Annotated in this window: 22 protein-coding genes; all 22 read left to right on the top strand. The window is 69.9% G+C overall.

All coding sequences use genetic code 11. The features are described 5' to 3' along the window. Positions 1–180: 180 nt before the first annotated feature. The 22 genes from ACFPZJ_RS19075 to ACFPZJ_RS18970 all read left to right on the top strand — a co-directional run bounded on the left by ACFPZJ_RS19075 (position 181) and on the right by ACFPZJ_RS18970 (position 18,206). The gene (locus ACFPZJ_RS19075; RefSeq protein ID WP_381022788.1) at positions 181–729 is read left to right on the top strand and encodes a YciI family protein; all 549 of its coding nucleotides are present in this window, start codon (positions 181–183) and stop codon (positions 727–729) included. Between the two features lie 396 nt (positions 730–1,125). Further along, complete coding sequence (locus ACFPZJ_RS19070) at positions 1,126–1,377, top strand: hypothetical protein (protein WP_381022785.1); 252 nt, start codon at positions 1,126–1,128, stop codon at positions 1,375–1,377. A 188-nt stretch (positions 1,378–1,565) separates the two neighbouring features. Continuing rightward, positions 1,566–1,850, top strand: a complete 285-nt coding sequence (locus ACFPZJ_RS19065; protein ID WP_381022783.1) for a MerR family transcriptional regulator — start codon at positions 1,566–1,568, stop codon at positions 1,848–1,850. A 504-nt stretch (positions 1,851–2,354) separates the two neighbouring features. After that, positions 2,355–3,008 (top strand): HNH endonuclease family protein, encoded by a 654-nt coding sequence (locus tag ACFPZJ_RS19060; protein ID WP_381022780.1) that lies wholly within the window; start codon positions 2,355–2,357, stop codon positions 3,006–3,008. Next, positions 3,005–3,241: a hypothetical protein gene (locus ACFPZJ_RS19055; protein ID WP_381022778.1), complete on the top strand. Its 237-nt coding sequence runs from the start codon at positions 3,005–3,007 to the stop codon at positions 3,239–3,241. Before ACFPZJ_RS19060 ends, ACFPZJ_RS19055 begins: the two co-directional genes overlap by 4 nt. Before the next feature lie 7 nt (positions 3,242–3,248). Further along, positions 3,249–3,479 carry a hypothetical protein gene (locus ACFPZJ_RS19050; RefSeq protein ID WP_381022776.1) on the top strand — a complete coding sequence of 77 codons (231 nt, stop codon included), beginning with the start codon at positions 3,249–3,251 and terminating at the stop codon, positions 3,477–3,479. Then, complete coding sequence (locus ACFPZJ_RS19045; protein WP_381022773.1) at positions 3,476–3,670, top strand: hypothetical protein; 195 nt, start codon at positions 3,476–3,478, stop codon at positions 3,668–3,670. Before ACFPZJ_RS19050 ends, ACFPZJ_RS19045 begins: the two co-directional genes overlap by 4 nt. 33 nt (positions 3,671–3,703) lie before the next feature. Beyond that, a complete protein-coding gene (locus ACFPZJ_RS19040) occupies positions 3,704–4,246 on the top strand; it encodes a phage terminase small subunit (protein ID WP_381022770.1) in 543 nt (180 codons plus the stop codon). Between the two features lie 67 nt (positions 4,247–4,313). Then, positions 4,314–5,720, top strand: coding sequence for a terminase TerL endonuclease subunit (locus ACFPZJ_RS19035; RefSeq protein WP_381022768.1), 1,407 nt, complete (start codon positions 4,314–4,316; stop codon positions 5,718–5,720). Further along, entirely contained in the window at positions 5,702–5,962 is a 261-nt protein-coding gene (locus ACFPZJ_RS19030) for a hypothetical protein (RefSeq protein ID WP_381022765.1), read from the top strand. The genes ACFPZJ_RS19035 and ACFPZJ_RS19030 overlap by 19 nt, the downstream gene beginning before the upstream one ends. Next, entirely contained in the window at positions 5,956–7,299 is a 1,344-nt protein-coding gene (locus ACFPZJ_RS19025; RefSeq protein WP_381022762.1) for a phage portal protein, read from the top strand. The genes ACFPZJ_RS19030 and ACFPZJ_RS19025 overlap by 7 nt, the downstream gene beginning before the upstream one ends. Positions 7,300–7,301: 2 nt before the next feature. Beyond that, a complete protein-coding gene (locus tag ACFPZJ_RS19020; protein WP_381022760.1) occupies positions 7,302–8,378 on the top strand; it encodes an HK97 family phage prohead protease in 1,077 nt (358 codons plus the stop codon). Next, positions 8,320–9,789 carry a phage major capsid protein gene (locus ACFPZJ_RS19015; RefSeq protein ID WP_381022758.1) on the top strand — a complete coding sequence of 490 codons (1,470 nt, stop codon included), beginning with the start codon at positions 8,320–8,322 and terminating at the stop codon, positions 9,787–9,789. Before ACFPZJ_RS19020 ends, ACFPZJ_RS19015 begins: the two co-directional genes overlap by 59 nt. A 58-nt stretch (positions 9,790–9,847) precedes the next feature. Further along, the gene (locus tag ACFPZJ_RS19010) at positions 9,848–10,135 is read left to right on the top strand and encodes a hypothetical protein (protein WP_381022756.1); all 288 of its coding nucleotides are present in this window, start codon (positions 9,848–9,850) and stop codon (positions 10,133–10,135) included. After that, positions 10,132–10,548 (top strand): hypothetical protein, encoded by a 417-nt coding sequence (locus tag ACFPZJ_RS19005; protein WP_381022754.1) that lies wholly within the window; start codon positions 10,132–10,134, stop codon positions 10,546–10,548. Before ACFPZJ_RS19010 ends, ACFPZJ_RS19005 begins: the two co-directional genes overlap by 4 nt. Positions 10,549–10,561: 13 nt before the next feature. Continuing rightward, positions 10,562–11,386: a hypothetical protein gene (locus ACFPZJ_RS19000; protein WP_381022752.1), complete on the top strand. Its 825-nt coding sequence runs from the start codon at positions 10,562–10,564 to the stop codon at positions 11,384–11,386. Further along, positions 11,387–11,857, top strand: a complete 471-nt coding sequence (locus ACFPZJ_RS18995) for a hypothetical protein (protein ID WP_381022749.1) — start codon at positions 11,387–11,389, stop codon at positions 11,855–11,857. Between the two features lie 34 nt (positions 11,858–11,891). Beyond that, positions 11,892–12,086: a hypothetical protein gene (locus ACFPZJ_RS18990; protein WP_381022747.1), complete on the top strand. Its 195-nt coding sequence runs from the start codon at positions 11,892–11,894 to the stop codon at positions 12,084–12,086. 2 nt (positions 12,087–12,088) lie between these two features. After that, entirely contained in the window at positions 12,089–13,084 is a 996-nt protein-coding gene (locus ACFPZJ_RS18985) for a phage tail tube protein (protein ID WP_381022744.1), read from the top strand. A gap of 184 nt (positions 13,085–13,268) precedes the next feature. Continuing rightward, the gene (locus ACFPZJ_RS18980; protein WP_381022742.1) at positions 13,269–13,787 is read left to right on the top strand and encodes a hypothetical protein; all 519 of its coding nucleotides are present in this window, start codon (positions 13,269–13,271) and stop codon (positions 13,785–13,787) included. A 13-nt stretch (positions 13,788–13,800) separates the two neighbouring features. Beyond that, a complete protein-coding gene (locus ACFPZJ_RS18975; RefSeq protein WP_381022740.1) occupies positions 13,801–14,289 on the top strand; it encodes a hypothetical protein in 489 nt (162 codons plus the stop codon). Positions 14,290–14,435: 146 nt separating this feature from the next. After that, a complete protein-coding gene (locus tag ACFPZJ_RS18970; RefSeq protein ID WP_381022737.1) occupies positions 14,436–18,206 on the top strand; it encodes a hypothetical protein in 3,771 nt (1,256 codons plus the stop codon). Positions 18,207–18,226 lie beyond the last annotated feature (20 nt).

Genomic DNA, 18,226 nt, shown 5'->3' with positions numbered 1-18,226 from the left:
GTTTGCGCACACCGTCCGGCACGGCACCGAACACGTCCTGCACTGGTCCTGCTGGCGCCGCCGCCACCAGCACCGGGCCCGGATCAGCCACTACCGCCGCCGCGGTCACCGACCCCCATGACTGCGGCTCCAGCAATAGGCGGAGCCTCATGACAGAGCCCTCATGGTAGAGACTGCGGCATGGAGTTCTTCTGCTTCCACCGCGACCGGCCCGGCTCCCTCGCACTGCGCAAGGAACTGCTGGAAGAGCACTGGTCATACATGGACGGGTACGCGACGGAAATGATCGCCCGCGGCCCGACCCTCGCCGACGACGGTGACACGCCCACCGGCAGCGTGCACATAGTCGACCTGCCCGATCCGGCCGCCGCCCGCGCATTCGCCTTCGACGAGCCCGGCTACCAGGCCGGCGTGTACCAGGACGTGCTGCTGCGCCGCTGGCAGAACGTTCTGGGGCGCACCATGTGGGACTTCCCCGGTGGCCGGACCGGCGGCAACCGATACCTGGTGCTCGGCCTCGGCACAGGACAGACCGCCGACCCCACCGTGCCGCCCGACCGCGACGAGCTGATCGCCTACGGGCCGCTGCTCTCCGACGACGGCACCACTTGGCTGGGCACTGCGGTGCTGGTTCGGGCCCCAGACGCAGACACCGCACGCGCCGTCCTGGCCCCGGACTACTACGACCATATCGAGGTCCATAACTGGCAATTCGGCGGGAGACGGTGATGAACCGAGACGCAGAAAGATGACCCTGTGAGGGACACATAAGAGGGATCACGAACCCTGGTACTGCAGCCGCAGCAGCAACTGCGGCTGCAGTACTAGCCGAGAAAGCAGCACCACGAGCAGGGGCAGACCCGTCACGGGGGTTTCCGAGCCTGCCCCTGCACGCTGGCGCCCGCATACCCCCTCCACGGAGAGCAGGCGCCTCGACCCTACGCGGGGGTCACTCTCTCCAGCGAGCCAACATCCCGGAGCGTCACGGGTGACGGCCGATGGTCACTGGATCAACACCTTTGACTATAGGGGCTCTTGCCAGCGTCACAACATCGTCACGCCCCTGCACCCCTGGCCCACATCGCGCCACAATGCGTCCACCATCACCACCGCAGGGGGGACGAGATGTCCGAGTACAGAGACGTGCAGACGGCCGTGAGGGTCGAGAAGTTCAGGATCTGGTTTGCGTGGGCGTGCGGCGGCTTCATCATGCTGGCCATCGCGCTGGCCACCCAGGACATCCGCATCGTCAGCGTCATCACCCAGGTGCTGTTCCTCGTCGGCGGCATCGCGTTCACCATCACCGCCGTGCGGATGACGAACGCCCTCAACCGCAAGGCCGAGGCCAAACGCAGGGAAGTCCTCGGCGACGTCTGACCCGGCGGCACCACCGGGCGCTCTACCCGCCCAGGTGATCCATTTCAAGGGGGCAGGGGCACTCCTGAACCCCCCTTCCTTGCGCAACGCTGTGACCTGCTGTAACACTGATGCCAGTGCCACAGGTGTCACCACAGACCCCCAGCCCCCGTCCCCGCACGGGGGCTGACGCATGAGCAGGAGGTGACATGGCCGCCTCCGCCCTGGTCCACCTCCGCCCCTCCGAGCTGCTCGACCCGGACCAGGCCGCCGCCTACGCCGGCGTCGCCCCCTCCACCATCCGGCAGTGGAAGCACCGCGGCCTGCTGGCCCCCGCCATCCCAGGTGACGGCCACCGCACACGCCACCTGTACGCCAAGCCCGACCTCGACCGTGTCAAGCGCCAGCTCGCCGCAGCCCAGGCAGCACGCACCGCCCCACCTCATGCCACCGCTGAGCGCGGCGCGCAGCGCCCCGCACCTGCCATCGCATAGCCAGTGCATAACCCTGCATAGTGGATCAACCCCGCATAGATCACCGCATAATCATGCGGCGCATATCCATGCGTACCCATACGGCCACGCCCCCTGACCGCCCCGAATGCAGGGCGAAACGGATATAGCGCGCAACATACGGGCAGGGGAGGGGGGTACCACCACCACGAGAAAGCCGGCACTCCCGGTGACCCCGCTTCGCTCCCACGGGAGAATCCTGTACGGGTCTGGGGCTCTCATCATCGCGAACTGAGTTCGACTGCATTAAGCGCATACTCATGCATTGCATATCCATGCATCGCTATTCACTGCGAACTCGGTTCGACCATTTTTTCCGGGTGGGTGATCATGCAGCCGCCGACGATCTGCCCCGGCTGCCGACAGCCCGTCCGCGGCCGCTGCCCCCGCTGCCATCAGGGCGAAGGCCGTCCGCGCCAGGTCCCGGCGGGGGCGAGGAAGCGGCCCGGGTACACGCGGCGCGAACGGATCCGCAGGGCCGATGCGGTGCGCGCCTGGGTCGCTCAGAACGGGCTTGTCTGCCCCGGCTGGCAGCGCGAGGCGCACCCGGCCGACGACCTGACGGCCGACCACGTCGTACCTCCGGGCGCGGGGGGCTCGGAGGCCGGCGAGCTGCGGGTGCTGTGCCGCTCCTGCAATTCCGCGCGCGGCGCGTCGATGGCGGACCGCAGGGTGCCTGGCCTGGACATCGTGCTCGTGGCGGGCCCGGCCTGCGCGGGCAAGAACACGTACGTCCGGGAGCACGCCGACCCCGAGGACCTGGTCTTGGACCTGGACGCGCTGAACGCCGCGATGAGCCTCGCGGGGCCCCGCGTGCACATCCCGGCGCACCTGCCGTTCGTGTGTGAGGCGCGGGACGCGGTGCTGGAGCGGCTGCTGCTCGGCGGGCACCAGGTGCGCCGCTGCTGGGTCATCTCGACGGCGCCGGAGCGCGCGCGGCGGGAGCACTACCGACGTCGGTACGGGGCGCGGGTGGTGGTGCTGTGGTGGCCGGAGGAGACATGCCTGCTGAGGGCGATGAGCGAGCGGCCCCCGGAGTGGCAGCAGTACGTACGGCAGTGGTTCGACCGGTACGAGCCGGACCCCGAGGACACCGTGCTGCGCAACTGGCAGGCCACAGGGGAGGAGCGGGCGGGATGAGCGATCCGCAGCTGGGCGACGTGAAGCGTCTGGCGGTCCATGTGCCCGTCACGGCGCAGCAGCTGCTCGACGCCGGGCTGCGGCTGCCTCCCGGCATGGAGCCACCCCCGGCCCCGCCGCAGCCCTCGCTGTACCGGCGTTGGCGGTGGACCTGGCTGGATGCCGTCCGTCGCCTGCGCGAGCGCGTCGGATTCTGGATCGCTGGATACGAGCCCGGCGACAGTGATTGGTAGGCGAGGCATGGCGAAGCAGGCTGACCTCAACGTCCGGGTGAACGTCGAGGTGACGGTCATCCGGCCCGGCGACACGGCCCTGGTCCGCATGCCGCGCGACACGCCCAGGGTCCAGCTGGAGACGGTCGCCGACCGACTGCGGGAGCGGCTGCCGGACGTCGACGTGGTGCTGCTCGCCGGAGTGGACGGCATCGACGTCTACCGGCCGGACGACGTGGCAGGAGACGCAAGGCCTTGAAGAACAAGATCCTGCGCCGCATCGCTGGGCGCTGCGACACCCACGACGAGGCCTCGCCCGCGAAGATTCGTCAGCTCGAACAAGAACTCGGCTTGACGCCCACCCAGCAGAGCGGCGACCTCGTCGACCAGTTGGCCAATCCGGATTTGATCGACTGCGGCAAGGCGTGGTGCAGGAAGAAGCGGGCCTGAGGCCCGTGCTGCGGACGGAGGCGGGAGGTCCTGATGGCGGGGAGAGGACCAGCGCCGAAGGACCCGGAGCGTCGACAGCGTCGTAACGCGGCGAAGGATCTGGAGGTCGTCACCGGGGCGGCCGTCGAGGTCCCGGAGCCGCCGGCGCCGCCTGCTGGGCTGCTGAAGCGGACGCGGGATCGGTGGGCGGAGTACTGGGCGTCGCCGGTGGCGAAGCTGGCCGACCCGGTCAGCGACTTGCCCGCGCTTGAGCGGCTGTTCGTGCTGTACGACGACCTGGAGCGCAGCAACGCCGCGGTGAAGAAGACCGGGCACATGGTGACCGGCTCACAGGGCCAGGCGGTCCTCAACCCGCTGCTGCGGCACATCCAGGTGACGCAGGGCGAAGTGCGCCAGCTGGAGGACCGGTTCGGCCTCAGCCCGCGGGCCCGGCTCTCGCTGAACGTCACCCTGGGTGAAGCGGCCAAGTCGATCGCTGACCTCAACTCCGAGTTTATGAGTGGGGGCGACGATGACGACGACCCCCGCTTCGACATCGTCACAGGTCAGGACGTCATCGGCGGCGAGACCGCTTAGCGCCCCGCGTTCGCTGGGCTGGCCGACACATGGGCCGCTCGTCTGCCGCTGGATCGAGAAGCACTGTGTGTACGGGGAGGGCGACTACTTCGGTCAGCCCGTACGGCTGCTCCGCTTCCAGAAGCAGTTCCTGTACTGGCTGTACGAGTACAACCCGCAGACGGGCGAGCGCCGGTTCCGTGAGGCGCTGCTGGAGGTGCCGAAGGGCAACGGCAAGACGCCGCTGTCGGGCTGGGTTCAGCTGTTCGAGCTGCTGGGGCCGCCGCTGTTCGGGCCGAAGGGCTCGCCGCTGATCCCCGTGGCGGCAGCGTCGTTCGAGCAGGCGGACCTGCTGTTCGGCGACATGAAGCACTGCCTGCGCGAGAGCCCCACGCTCAGGCACCACGTCGACGTCTACGACACGGAGATCCTGGTGCGGAACGGGCCCGGCCGGGCGTACCGGGTCGCCGCGGTGGCGGGCACGAACGACGGTCAGAGGCCGTCCAGCTTGGCGGCCGACGAGATCCACGAGTGGACGGGCCCGAAGGAGCGCGTGCACCTGGTTCTCGTCAACGGCATGGCGAAGCGGGCCAACAGCCTGGTCCTGAACACGACGACACCCGGCTCCGACCTGGACTCGATGGCCGGCCGCAAGCACCTGTACGGCTACCGGGTCAACGCGGGTGAGATCGACGACCCGCGGTTCCTGTTCGTCCACTACGGCGTCCAGGACGGCGCGTACGACCTCATCGACGAAGAGCAGCTGCGCGCGGCGGTCATCGCCGCGAACCCCGCCGCCGGAACCTTCCTGCGGGTTGACGACGTCGTCGCCCGCTACTACCAGATCCCCGAGTTCGAGTTCCGCCGCTATCACCTCGCGCAGTGGACCAGGGCCGACGAGTGCTGGCTGCCGCCGGGCGCGTGGGAGGCCTGCGCGGGCGCCGTCGAGCTGGACCCCGAACGGCCAGCGCACGTGGCCGTCGACATGGCGTACAAGCAGGACAGCGTGGCGGTCGTCGTCGCGCAGCTCGGCGACGACGGCAAGGTCCGCGTGCGGGCGAAGGTGTGGACGCCGAAGAAGGGCGTCACCACGATCGACGTTGCCGCTGTCGACAACCACCTGCGGCACCTGCACCGCACGCTGAACGTCCAGACCATCGCCTACGACCCGGCGTACTTCCAGCGCAGCGCCGAGGCCTTGGCCGATGAAGGCCTGCCGATGGCGGAGTTCCCACAAGGCGCTGGCCACATGGTGCCCGCCTGCCAGGACACCTACCGGGCCATCGCCGACGGCGTCCTCGTCCACGGCGACGACCCGATCCTCACCGACCACGTACTCGCCGCCGCGACCCGGGAGACCGACCGCGGCTGGCGCCTGTCCAAGGGCAAGTCGAAGCGACACATCGACGCGTGCATTGCGATGGTCATGGCCGTCTTCCTGGCGCTGCCACGGATCGAACCAGAGGAGGTCGAGCCGTGGTTCGGATTCGGGTGAAGCGCCTGAAGCTGCCGAAGGTCAGCCGCCCGGCGTGGCTGAAGCGGCCGAAGGTGAGCCGCCTCGCGCGGGCCCGCGGCGCCACGTTCACCGGCGGAGGCCTTATCGCCGCAGGCGTGTGGCAGTGGTTCGGCGGGCCCGTGGCCCTGGTCGTGGCCGGCGCGCTGATCGTCGCCTACTCGCTGCTGATCGCCGACGTCGCCGAGCCGAGCGAGGATGACAGGAGGCCGGAGTCGTGGTGAGCCTGTGGCGGGCGGCCCGCCGGTCGATCACGACCATCGACGACTACGTCCAGGCCATGCAGTACGGCGGGAACACGTACACGTTCCCGCAGGTCGGCACTCAGCAGACGATGCCCGGCGTCGCGAAGGAGCGGCTGCCTGCGGACTTCGCCGGGTACGCCATGCAGGCCGCCACGAACGGCGTCCTCTTCGCCTGCCTCGCCGTCCGCCAGGACGTGTTCTCCGCCGTCCGCTTCCAGTGGCAGCGCCTCAACAACGGCCGCCCCAGCGAGCTGTTCGGCACCACCGATCTGCGGCCCCTTGAGGAGCCGTGGACGGGCGGCACCACGCAGGACCTGCTGGTGCGGATGATCCAGGACGCCGACCTCGCCGGTAACAGCTACTGGACGGGCGACCCGGAGAACGGCGACCTCGTACGGATGCGCCCCGACTGGGTCGAGATCGTGCTGGAGCCGCGCATGATGCGCGGCGGCCGGCTCGGCTGGCGGCGGCTCGGCTACATCTACACCGAGCCCGACGGCGAACCGGTGGCGCTGCTGCCTGACGAGGTCGCCCACTTCGCGCCCCGTGCCGACCCGCTCGCCACGTTCCGCGGCATGTCGTGGATGACGCCGATCTCGCGTGAGGTCCGCGGCGACAACCTGATGTCCGCGCACAAGCAGGCCTACCTCGAGAACCGCGGCACGCCGAACGTGATCGTGAAGTTCGACCGCGAGGTCAAGCCGGACGCCCTGGACAAGTTCAAGGCGCGGATGGAGGCCGAGCACCGCGGGCCGGAGAACGCCGGCAAGACGCTGTACCTGGGTGGCGGCGCCGACGTCACGATCGTCGGCTCCAACTTCCAGGAGCTCGACTTCGCGCGCGTCCAGGGCGCCGGCGAGACACGCATCGCCGCAGCGGCCGGTGTACCGCCGGTCATCGTCGGCCTGTCGGAGGGCCTGGCCGCCGCCACGTACTCGAACTACAGCCAGGCCCGCCGCCGGTTCGCAGACGGAACGATTCACCCGCTGTGGCAGAACGCTGCCGGGACGCTGCGCCGCCTCGTACGGCCGACCGGCAAAGCCGCGTCCGGCGCGGTGCGGCTCTGGTACGACCCGCGTGACGTGCCGTTCCTGCGCGAAGACAGGAAGGACGCCGCCGAGATCTCGTTCCGGCAGGCGCAAACGATCCGCGCCCTGGTCGACGCCGGGTACACCCCCGCCTCCGTCCAGCGCGCCGTCGACGCCGAGGACTGGTCCCTCCTCGAACACACCGGCCTGTTCAGCGTCCAGCTCCAGCCGCCCGGAACCCAGGCGCCCGCCCTTCCCGCCCCCAACGCGAGCAGCGACGAGGAGTAGTGATGACCGCTCTCACCATGCAGGCCGCGCCGCGCGAAGGGCTGCTGCGCAGCGTCCCCTTCCAACTCGCGCGCGCCGACAGCGACACGGACGGCGAGGGCGACGGCCTCACCCTGGAGGGCTACGCCGCGGTGTTCGACGCCCCCACGGAGATCGACTCGTGGGAAGGCACCTTCACCGAGAAGATCCGACGCGGAGCGTTCCGCAAGACGATCCGCGAGGGCAGCCCGGTCCTCCAGTTCGACCACGGCAGGCACCCGCTCATCGGCTCTATCCCGATCGGCGCGATCGAGCAGCTCAGCGAGGACGACCAGGGCCTGTACGTCCGCGCCCGCCTGTCCGACAACTGGCTGATCCAGCCCGTACGCGACGCGATCGCCGAGCGATCGATCAAGGGCATGAGCTTCCGGTTCACCGTGATCCGCGAGGAGTGGCGGGACAACGCCGGGAAGCTCGTCAAGCCCGAAGAGCTGGGCCGCCTGCTGTGGGACCCGGGCGACCGCGGCCCTCTGGAGCGGACCCTGATCGAGGTGCGGATGCCGGAGCTCGGCCCGGTCGTGTTCCCCGCCTACACCCAGACCTCGGTCGACGTGCGCGCCCGCGGCGTCGCCGAACTCATCGGCCAGGACCGGGACCTGGTCCGCGAGGTCCGCGCCTCACTCGCCCGGGCGGCCATCCCGCGCCCGAAGCCCGGCATCGAAGACCTGGGAGACCCGGACGTGCGCCGCGACGTCGCTCGCGCGCTGCTGTTCGGCCCCGAAGCCGACACCCCCGACGAAGGGGTGCCCGGCCCGCCCGCCACCGCCGCGCCGCCCGCCACCGGGCACCTGGCGGACCGCACCACCGCAACACCTGGCGCGCCGCTCACCGAAGAGCACCCGCCGCAGAACCCCGACGCGCCGCTCGCCACAGAGCACCCGTCACCGTCTCCGCGCAGCAGCCGCCTGCGGGACCAGATCCGCGAGATCACCGGCCTCATGGACGAGCAGCTTGCGCGCATCGCGCAAAGGCAGACGACTGATGGAGCTCAGTCACTCTCAGGCGGTAATCCGCCTGAAGGACATCAAGGCCGAGCTTGAGAGGCTCGGCGAGAAGGACGAACTGACCTCGGAGGACGAGCAGTCCTTCGACGAGCTCACCCGCGAGTTCGCCGAGGTCGACAACCACCGCCGCCAGCTGGAGCGTAAGGCCGCCCTGGAGCGGGTCCGCTCGGCGACGCAGGCCACCGAGCGCGGCCCCGCCGCCCTTAAGGTGGAAGGCGGCACCCCCTACAACTCCCGCGACGGCTACGACCTCGACCCGGTCCTGCACCCGGACTCGGTCGAGGACCGCCGCTTCCGCAACCCCTGGGACCTGTCCGAGGTCCGCACCTTCGGCCGCTCCCCGGCCGAGGTCGGTCAGGAGCTGCGCGCCCGCGCCCTGTCGGCGATCGAGAAGATGGCCGGCGCCAACGACGCGGTCCGCGCGGCGGGCACGGAGATCATCGAGCGGTGGGACGACGACAAGTCGACCATCGCCCGCCTGTGCCTGGCCACGTCCAGCCCGGAGTACATGCGGGCCTGGTCGAAGCTGGCCCGCGGCCGCGGGCACATGGTCTCCCCGGAGGAGCAGCGGGCCCTGGAGCGGGCCATGTCGCTGACCGACTCCGCCGGTGGCTACCTGGTTCCGTTCCAGCTGGACCCCACGGTGATCATCACGTCGGCGGGCTCCCTCAACGAGATCCGCCGCGTGGCCCGCCAGGTCGTCGCCACCGGCGACGTGTGGAACGGCGTCTCGGCGGGCGAGGTGTCGTGGCGGTGGGCCGCTGAAGGCTCCGAAGCCGGCGACAACGCGCCGACGTTCGCGCAGCCCACGGTGCCGATCCACAAGGCCGACGGCTTCGTGCCGATCAGCATCGAGGCCCTGTCGGACGAGGCGAACGTGACCGCCGAGGTCGGCCGCCTGCTCGCGCAGGGCAAGGACACGCTGGAGGCGGCGGCGTTCGCCACCGGCACCGGCTCCGGCCAGCCGACCGGCATCGTCACCGCCCTGACCGGCACTTCCTCGGAGGTGAACAGCGCGGGCACGTCGCTGGCACTGGCGGACGTGTACGCGCTGGACGACGCGCTCCCGGCCCGCTACCGGGGCCTGGCGTCGTGGCTGGGGAACCGGGCGATCTACAACGACATCCGGCAGCTGTCCGACGCCAACACCCAGGCGTGGGAGCGGCTCGGCGCGGACGTGCCGCCGCTGCTGCTGGGCCGCCCGGCGTACGAGTCGGAGAACATGGACGGCGCGATCGGTGCGGCGCAGTCCAACTTCGTGCTCATCTACGGAGACTTCAGCAACTACGTGATCGCCGACCGGGTGGGCATGACCGTCGAGTTCATCCCACACCTGGTGGGCACCAACCGCAGGCCGACCGGCCAGCGCGGCTGGTACGCCTACTACCGCGTCGGCGCCGACTCGGTGAACGACGGCGCGTTCCGGATGCTCGACAAGACCGGCTGACCCACCTGACGGGAGCCCGCTCCGCAGCGGGCTCCCGTCCCCCGAGAGGACACAACTCATGGCGATTCACAGGTGTCACGAAGCGTTCGTGACGCGCATCGGCGGGGCCAGGGTCAGCATCCACGTCGGCGACCTCGTCGAGGACGAGGAGGACGTGTACAAGGTGCGCCCCGAGGCCTTCGAGCCGGTCGAGGAGTACATGGCCAAGCGCCGCGCTCGCCGTACCGCACCGGCCCGGCGCGGCGTAGAGCAGGCGACCGCCGCCCCCGGCGAGCAGCGGACCGTCACCCGGCCCCCGGCCCGCCGCGGACGCGGCAAGACCGCGCAGGAGGGGGACAAGCAGTGAGCAAGCGCACCGTCTACACCAACGTCACCCCGCGCGCGTCGCTGGCGATCGCGTCACGTACCGCGAACGCCACGGTCAACGGTGCCAGCGTGGACCGCAACGTCGGCGGCGACATGCACCGCTCGGCGATGGTCATGGTCCACACCGGCACCATCACCGATGGCACCCACACCATTGAGGTGCAGGACAGCGACGACAACAGCACATGGGCCGCGGTCGCCGACGCCTACCTTCAGGGCACCGAGCCCGCGATCGGCGCCACCGACGACGACAAGCTGTTCGTCATCGGCTACACCGGGGAACGCCGCTACCTGCGCGTGTCGGTCACCACGGCCGGTGCCACCGGAGGCGGCACGCTCGGCGCGGTCGTGCTGCTCGGCGAGCCGCGCCGCGGCCCGGTCAGCCACACCTGAGCGGGGGTGAGCCGTGCCGTTCGACCTCGGCGACACCGTACGCCTGACCGCGGACAGCACGGACCCGGGCGGCACGCTCACCAACGCCACCGGGGCCACGCTGACCATCACCCTGCCGGACGGCACCACCACATCCCCAGCGGTGACCAACCCGCCCGCGCAGACCGGCAAGTACACCGTCGACTTCCTGACCACCCAGGCGGGGCGGCACCTGGTGCGGTGGGTGTTCACCGGCCCGGCCTCGGCGTACACCGACATGTTCGACGTGCGGCCCGCCGACCCGCCGCTGATCATGTCGCTGGCCGACGCCCGCAAGCACGTCAACGCCACCGTCACCACCCACGACGAGGAACTGCGCGGCTGGGTCGAGGCCACCACCAAGGCCGTGGAGTACTTCGTCGGCCCGGTCGCCCGCCGCACCGTGACGGAGACCCATGACCGGGCCTACGCCCGCGTGCTGGCGCTGCGCCATATCCCCGTCATCTCGCTGACGACCGTCGCCGCAGTGCTCACCGGCGGCACCTCCTACGCGGTCGCGGACCTCGACCTGGACGGCGCGACCGGCATCGTGCGCCGCAAGGACGGCGGGCTCCTCTACGGCCCGCTGCGGATGACCTACGTTGCCGGGCGAACCATCATCTCCGCGCACATCAGCCACGCGGGGCGCATCATCCTCCAGCACCTGTGGCGCACGCAGGGCGGCGGCATGGGCCGTCCGGCGCCGGGCGGCATGGACGACTACGCCGTCACCGAACCGATCCCGGGCCTCGGGTTCGCGATCCCCAACCGGGCGCTCGAACTTCTCCTGGACGACCGACTTCCCCCGGGGGTGGCGTAGATGGCGACCTCCCGTGTCCCCGCCGCGATCGACGCGCTCGTCACCCGCTGGACTGCGGCCCTGCCCGGCGTGCTGGTCATCGACGGGCCCACGACCGCCGACCTGACCAAGCAGCACGACCTGGTGTACGTGGGCTGGCAGCCGAACGCCGAGAACGGCATCGCGGCCGAGATGCAGCAGGACTTCGCGCACATCGGCGGTTACACCCGCGACGAGCGGTTCGACATCCTGTGCTTCGCCGAGTCGTGGACCGGCGACTTCGACATCAAGGGCCGGCGTACACGCGCGTTCGAGCTGTTCGCCGCCTGCGAGTTGGACCTGCGCGCCTCCGGCGCCAACCCGTCCGCCCCGAACCTGGGCGGCGCCGTCCTGTTCTGCGGGATCACCCAGGGCCAGCTGCTCCAGCAGCAGACCGACCGTGGCGCCCAGGTGGGTGTCGCATTCCGCGTCACCTGCGAAGCCCGCATCTGACCGTCCCGTTCCGGCAGCCCCTGAGGAGAGCCACGTGGCGAAGATCCGCCTTGCCGCCGACGAGCCGCGCATCGTGCCGTGGCTCGGCCACCGCACCGTCCAGCCCGACGAGGTCGTCACCGTCCCCGACGACGACTTCGACGCGTACGTCTGCCAGGACATCTGGCAGGCCGTCGAATCCCCGAAGTCCAAGGCCGCGCCGAAGCGGGCCGCGAAGGAAGGTGACTGACCATGGCGATCGGCTCGGGCCTGGGCGGTTCGCTCGGTATGGCCGTGGAGACCACGTACGGGACGTACGCGGCGCCCACCCGGTGGCACCCGCTCGACGCGTTCCCCTTCAAGAAGGTCCCGAACTACAACCAGGCCGGCGGCCTGGCCGCGGGCAAGATGCTCAAGCGGAAGTCGCGCCGGGTGCTCACCCACCACGCGGCTGAAGGCCAGTTCACCAGCGAGTTCTACCACAAGGGCATGGGCCGCCTGATCAACCTGCTGATGGGCGGCACCGTCGCCCCCGTGCAGCAGGCCACGTCCACGGCCTACCTCCAGACCCACACCCTGCAGGACCCGGCGGGCAAGTTCTGCACCTGGCAGGCCGGTATCCCGGACACCGGCGGCACCGTACGCCCCCACACCTTCCTCGGCTGCAAGGTCAAGTCGATGGAGTTCTCCTGCGAGACCGGCGGTCACCTGATGGTGGCCACCGAGTGGGACTGCCGCGAACTGTCCGAGGCACAGGCCCTCGTCGCGCCCAGCTACACCACGGGCCTGAAGCCGTTCCACTTCGCCCAGGGAGTGATCAAGCTCGGCGCGGTCGGCTCCGAGGCGTCGGTGTCCGGCGTGAAGAAGTGGTCTCTGAAGGTCGAACGCGGCCTGGACACCGAGCGGTTCTACTTCGGCAACGCGGGCAAGAAGAGCGAGCCGCTCCTGAACGACTGGACGAAGATCACCGGTTCCGTCGAGGTCGACTACGAGAACAAGGCCGACTTCGCCGACCGGTTCCACGGCAGCACCGGCACCTCCATGGTGGTGGACTTCACCGGCGACCTGATCGAGGCCACCTACAACGAGCGTGCCACCTTCAAGACCCCGGCGATCTTCTTCACCGGCGACACACCGACCGTGGACGGGCCCGGCATCGTGGGCGCCACCTTCAACTTCGAGGTCGACGACGACGAGACGAACACCCCACTCACCATCGAGATCATGTCCACCGACACGACGCTGTAGGGGCGCCCAGCATCCCGCCCAGCGGCGGGACAGAAGTCCAGGAAAGCCTTCCGGCTCTCCCGAGCAGGTGCACCCCGGATCGACCTTCTGGACGCGGTATCCGCGAGGACCGCGACGGCGTCCTGTCTTAGGCACCCGGGCGCCGATCAACTTCCCCGCATCAGACGGCACCGGAGGTGACCTCGTGGCTCAGGGGCAGCGCTACTTCTGGATCACCAACACGCAGCAGCTGGGCGAGTTGCAGCGGCGCCTTCACGCGGCCGGCGGACCGCAGCTGCGCGACAACCTCAACCGCCGGATCCGGCGGGCCGCCGAGCCCATCCACCGCGCCCTCCAGAACAAAGCCCGGAACCTGCGCATCTGGGGGCCCGGCAGCAAGGAAGGCCGGAGCAGGCCCAAGACTGACGGGCCGCCGCTGAGGGCGACGATCGCCGAATCGATCCGCCTCTCGGTGACCAGTAGCGGCGGAGCCCGCCTGTGGTCCGACCCGGGCCGTCTGCCGCCCGGCTGGCGGTCGATGCCGAAGAACACCAACGACGGCAGGTGGAGGCATCCGACCTTCGGTAACAAGCACCGCGGCGGGTGGGTCAACCAGTACGCCGAGCGGGACTGGTGGTGGAGGACCATCCGCCCCCACATGCCCCGCCTGCGCGCCGATGTGGCGCGCATCCTCGAGGACGTCAAGCGCCGCCTCGGCGGCTGAAAGCGAGCACCACGTGATCGTCTCCTACACCCACGACGACCGGGTGGAGGAATACTCCACCGACGACCTGGCCACCATCGAGTCGGCCGAGGTCGAGCGGGTCACCGGCCTGGAATGGGACGACGTCGAGACCGCGCTCAAGGCGCAGAAGCCCCTCGCGATGAGTGCGATCATCTGGGTCTTCCGCCGCAGGCAGACCGCCGGCCTGCGCTTCGCCGACTTCAGCCTCGCCCAGTGGAAGAAGCGGCTGAAGGCCCGCCTGGAGTACGGCGAGATCCTCGACCTGCTGGAGGGCGTGCAGCTCCAGCTCGGTGGCGACGCCATCGAGGACGCCGCGAAGAACCTGCGGGTCCTCGCCCACAACCCGGATGACGTCGACCGGGCCCTGGCCGAGATGGCGGCCCCAAAAGGCCAGCCGCCCACCCAGCCGGTGACGGCGTCGACTACGTCCGACGGCCCGCTGGACGGCTGGGCGACCTCTTCGATCAGTACTGGCCCCTGATCGCCCAGGTTCTCCACGTCGGCCCGACTGAGCTCGGGTCCCTGCCTCGCGCCCGGTTCTACCAGGCCGTCGTCTTCGTCCAGCGCCACCAGGCCGCGCAGGCGGCTGCCGCTCAGGCCCAGGAGGCCGAAGGGGGGTGACCCCCGGTGTCCTCCACCATGACCTTCATCCTCGAAGGTCGCGATCGCCTGTCCCGCGTCCTCGACCAGGCGGGCGACTCGGCGAAGCGCGCAGAGAAGAAGCTCGCCGCCTTCGGCGCGGCGATTCCCGCCGCCTCAGCGATCGCCCCGTTCGCCGGGGCCATCGCAGGCGCCGGCGTCGCGGTGGCCGCGTTCGGGCTGGCGGTCGGCGGGCAGATCGGGCACCTGGCCGAAGCGTCGCAGGCGCAGAAGAAGTACCAGGACGCCGTTGAGGAGTCCGGCGCATCCTCGGCGGCCGCGGTCAAGGCCGAGCTGGAGATGCACCGGACGCTGGCCAAGATGCCGCCAGCCACGCGGGAGGCGGCGGCCGCGCTGACGGTCCTCAAGCGCGAGTACCGCGAATGGTCCGACGACCTCGCCGACGACACGGCACCTGTCCTCACCAAGGGCATGCAGGCGTTCACCGCGCTGCTGCCCAAGACGTCCGGCCTGGTGCGGGGCGCGTCGAACGAGCTGGACCGGCTGATGACCATCGTCGGGGGCGGCATGTCCACCCCGGGCTTCGACCGGTTCATGGGCAAGGTCGAACGGTTCGCGGTCGGTTCGCTGCGTGATGCCGTCAACGGCATCCTGCACCTGTCGCGCGTCGCCGACAGCGGGGAGATCGGCGGCAGCGTCGCCGAGTTCATGGACTTCGCCCGCGAGCAGGGACCCCTCGTCGGCGACACGCTCAAGCAGATCGCGATCGCCGCGGTCCACCTGCTTCAAGCGGCGTCCGGGGTCGGCGTCGGCCTGCTCCAGATCGCCAATGCCGCGGCCAGGGTCGTGGCGTCGCTGCCGCCCGGCTTCATCGCCACGCTGATGCAGATCGCGATCGCCATCCGTGTCGTCACCCTCACACGGTCCGGCGTACTGATGCTCGCTGGCGCGTTCTCTCTCGCGCGCACGCAGATCATGGCTATGGGCACAGCAGCCATCGGCGCGTCCGGGACGCTCGGCACGCTGCGGGCCATGTTCATGGCGCTGTCGGCGACGGCGCGGATCGCGGTCGCGGCGACCGGCATCGGCCTGCTCGCGGTCGCCCTGTACAAGCTGTCCAACATCGGGAAGTCCGCGCCGCCTGACGTTGACCGGCTGACCACGTCGCTCGGTGAGCTGGCCCGTACGGGCAAGGCGAGCGGCGAGGCAGCGAAGGCGTTCGGCCAGGACCTCGGGGGGCTGGCCGACAGCCTGCGCACGCTGGCCCGCCCCAGCAACCTCGATAAGGCCCAGCAGTTCTTGACCTCGTTGATCGGCATGGACTCGACGCCGATCAAGGAAGCGAAAGCCGATCTCGACGCGGTCGACAAGGCGCTCGCGAACCTGGTGAGGGCGGGGAAGGCCGACGTCGCCGAGGCTGCGTTCAACCGCGTGGCTGCGGCCATGCGCGAGCAGGGCATGAGCGCTGGGGAGCTGCGGAAGGAGCTCGGCGACTACAAGTCCGCTTTGGCCGACCAGCGGTTCGAAGCGGAGCTCGCGGCCCAGTCGATGGGTCTGTTCGGTCGTCAGGCGCAGCAGACGCAGCAGGCACTCGCCGCGCAGAAGCTCAGCGCCGACGGCCTCCGGCAGAGCCTGCAAGCCCTCAACAACGTGCAGCGCCAGGGCCTCGGCGGCATGATCGCGTTCGAAGGCGCCATCGACGCTGCCGCCCAGGCGGCCAAGGACAACGCCGGCGCGCTGTCGATGTCCGGTGGCAAGCTCAACCTCAACAGCGAGAAGGCCCGCAACGCCGCGCAGGCACTCAGTGACCTGGCGGCTCGGACGGACGAGGCCGCGGCGTCGGCGCGCGAGAACGGCGAGTCGTGGACCACGGTCAACGGCATCTACGAGCGCGGCCGGGCTGAGCTGATCAAGAACGCGCAGCAGATGGGCCTCACCAGGGCCGAGGCCGCAAGGCTTGCCGACCAGATCCTGAAGACGCCGCGCAAGACGGCGATGCTGAAGGCCGACATCAGCGACTGGAAGTCGAAGATCTCGGCTGCTGAGAAGCAGCTGAAGACGGCCAAGGGCGACAAGCGGGCCAAGCTCACCGCCGACATCGCCAACTGGAAGGCGCAGGTCGCCCGGGCAGAGCTCCAGCTGAAGGGCGCCAAGGCCGACAAGCGAGCGAAGCTCACCGCGGACGTCGCGGACTGGCGGGCGAAGGTCGCGAACGCCGAGCGGCAGCTGCGGACGGCCAAGGGCGACAAGCGAGCGAAGCTGACGGCAGACATCCGCGACTGGCAGCGGAAGATCGCCGCCGCGTTGCGGCAGATCAACTCGCTCCCGCCCAGCCGCTCCACGAAGCTGACCACCACGCGGCACTACATCAACATCACTGAGAACCGCGTCATCAACACCGGCAAGGGCGGACGCGGCCCCAACGCTGCGACAGGCGGTCTGTGGACAGGCAGCGTGTTCCGGCACCGCGGCTACAGTGAGGGCGGCCTGGTCGACGGGCCCGGCACCGAGACGTCCGACAGCGTGTTCGCGCCGTGGCTGAGCAGGAACGAGTTCGTCGTCAAGGCCAAGTCGGTGGCCAAGTACGGCGTCGCCTTCCTGCGGGCCGTTAACGAAGGCCGCCTCAGCCTGGGCTCGCTCGCGGGAGGCGGGGGAGGCCTGGCGGGCGCAGGTGCAGCAGCCGCTGGCGGCCTGGCCGGTGGCATGGCGGGCGGCGTCGGCCAGGTGACCGCCGCAGCGCGACGCATGGCGGCAGCAGTCGTCACCGGTATCAAGGCGGAACTCCAGATCGCCTCACCGTCGAAGAAGACCGCGGCGCTCGCGAAGGACGTCGGCAAGGGCTTCATCCAGGGTCTGACCGGGTCCCGCGACAAGATCAAGTCGGTTGCGGCGGACTTGGCGAAGGACATCAAGGCTGCATTCAGCGGGCGAAAAGAATCGTCCCTGCTGCGGATGGTCGACCGGCAGACGAAGAAGCTCCTCGACCTGGCCGCCAAGAGGGACAAGATCGCCGCGCAGATCGCCGAGGCCAAGAGCTACGCGTCCGAGGTGACGAAGACCGCCCGCCAGGGCGCGGGTCTGACCAACCTCGGCATGGAACCCGACCAGATCACGGCGGGCGGCATCAAGGGCGGCCTGGCCCAGAAGCTCGCTAAGATCCGCCGGTTCACCACCTACATCAAGATGCTGGCCAAGCGCGGCCTCAACAAGGGCCTCCTGAGGCAGATCCTCGACATGGGGCCCGAGCAGGGCTACGCGTACGCCAGCGCGCTCGCCGGGGCGGACAAGGCGACCTTCACGTCCATCAACAAGACGCAGGCCGCCATCGACAAGGAGTCGAAGAGGCTCGGCATGACGGGCGCCGACATCCTCTACGACTCTGGCAAGAACGCGGGCAAGGGCTTCCTGAAGGGGCTGGAGGGCCAGAAGAAGTCGATCGAGAAGCTCATGATCGACATCGCCAAGGGCATGCAGAAGGCGATCAAGAAGGCACTCGGCATCAAGAGCCCCAGCACCGTCATGGCCAAGCTCGGCGCCTACTCCACCGAGGGCCTGGCCCGTGGCCTCGTCGACGGGGTGCCCGTCCTCGACCGCGCCCTGTCCGTGGTGACGGGCCGGGTGGCGTCGGCGCAGCCCTCCTTCGGCCGGGCCAACGGTGCCGGCCGGGGTGGGGGGACGGTCATTCACATCCACGTCGACGGAGTCCTCGTCGACCGGCTGGGCACGGCTCGCGCGGTGCGTGAGGCGCTGCTGGAGCTCAAGCGCGCACACGGCGGCACCGACCTGGGCATCGCCTGACACGACGAGAGGGGAGGGCA

This window comes from Streptomyces bullii (assembly GCF_042657145.1).
Taxonomy (GTDB): domain Bacteria; phylum Actinomycetota; class Actinomycetes; order Streptomycetales; family Streptomycetaceae; genus Streptomyces; species Streptomyces bullii.
The sequence above is the reverse complement of the archived record's forward strand: the minus strand, read 5'-3'. Positions and strand labels throughout refer to the sequence as shown.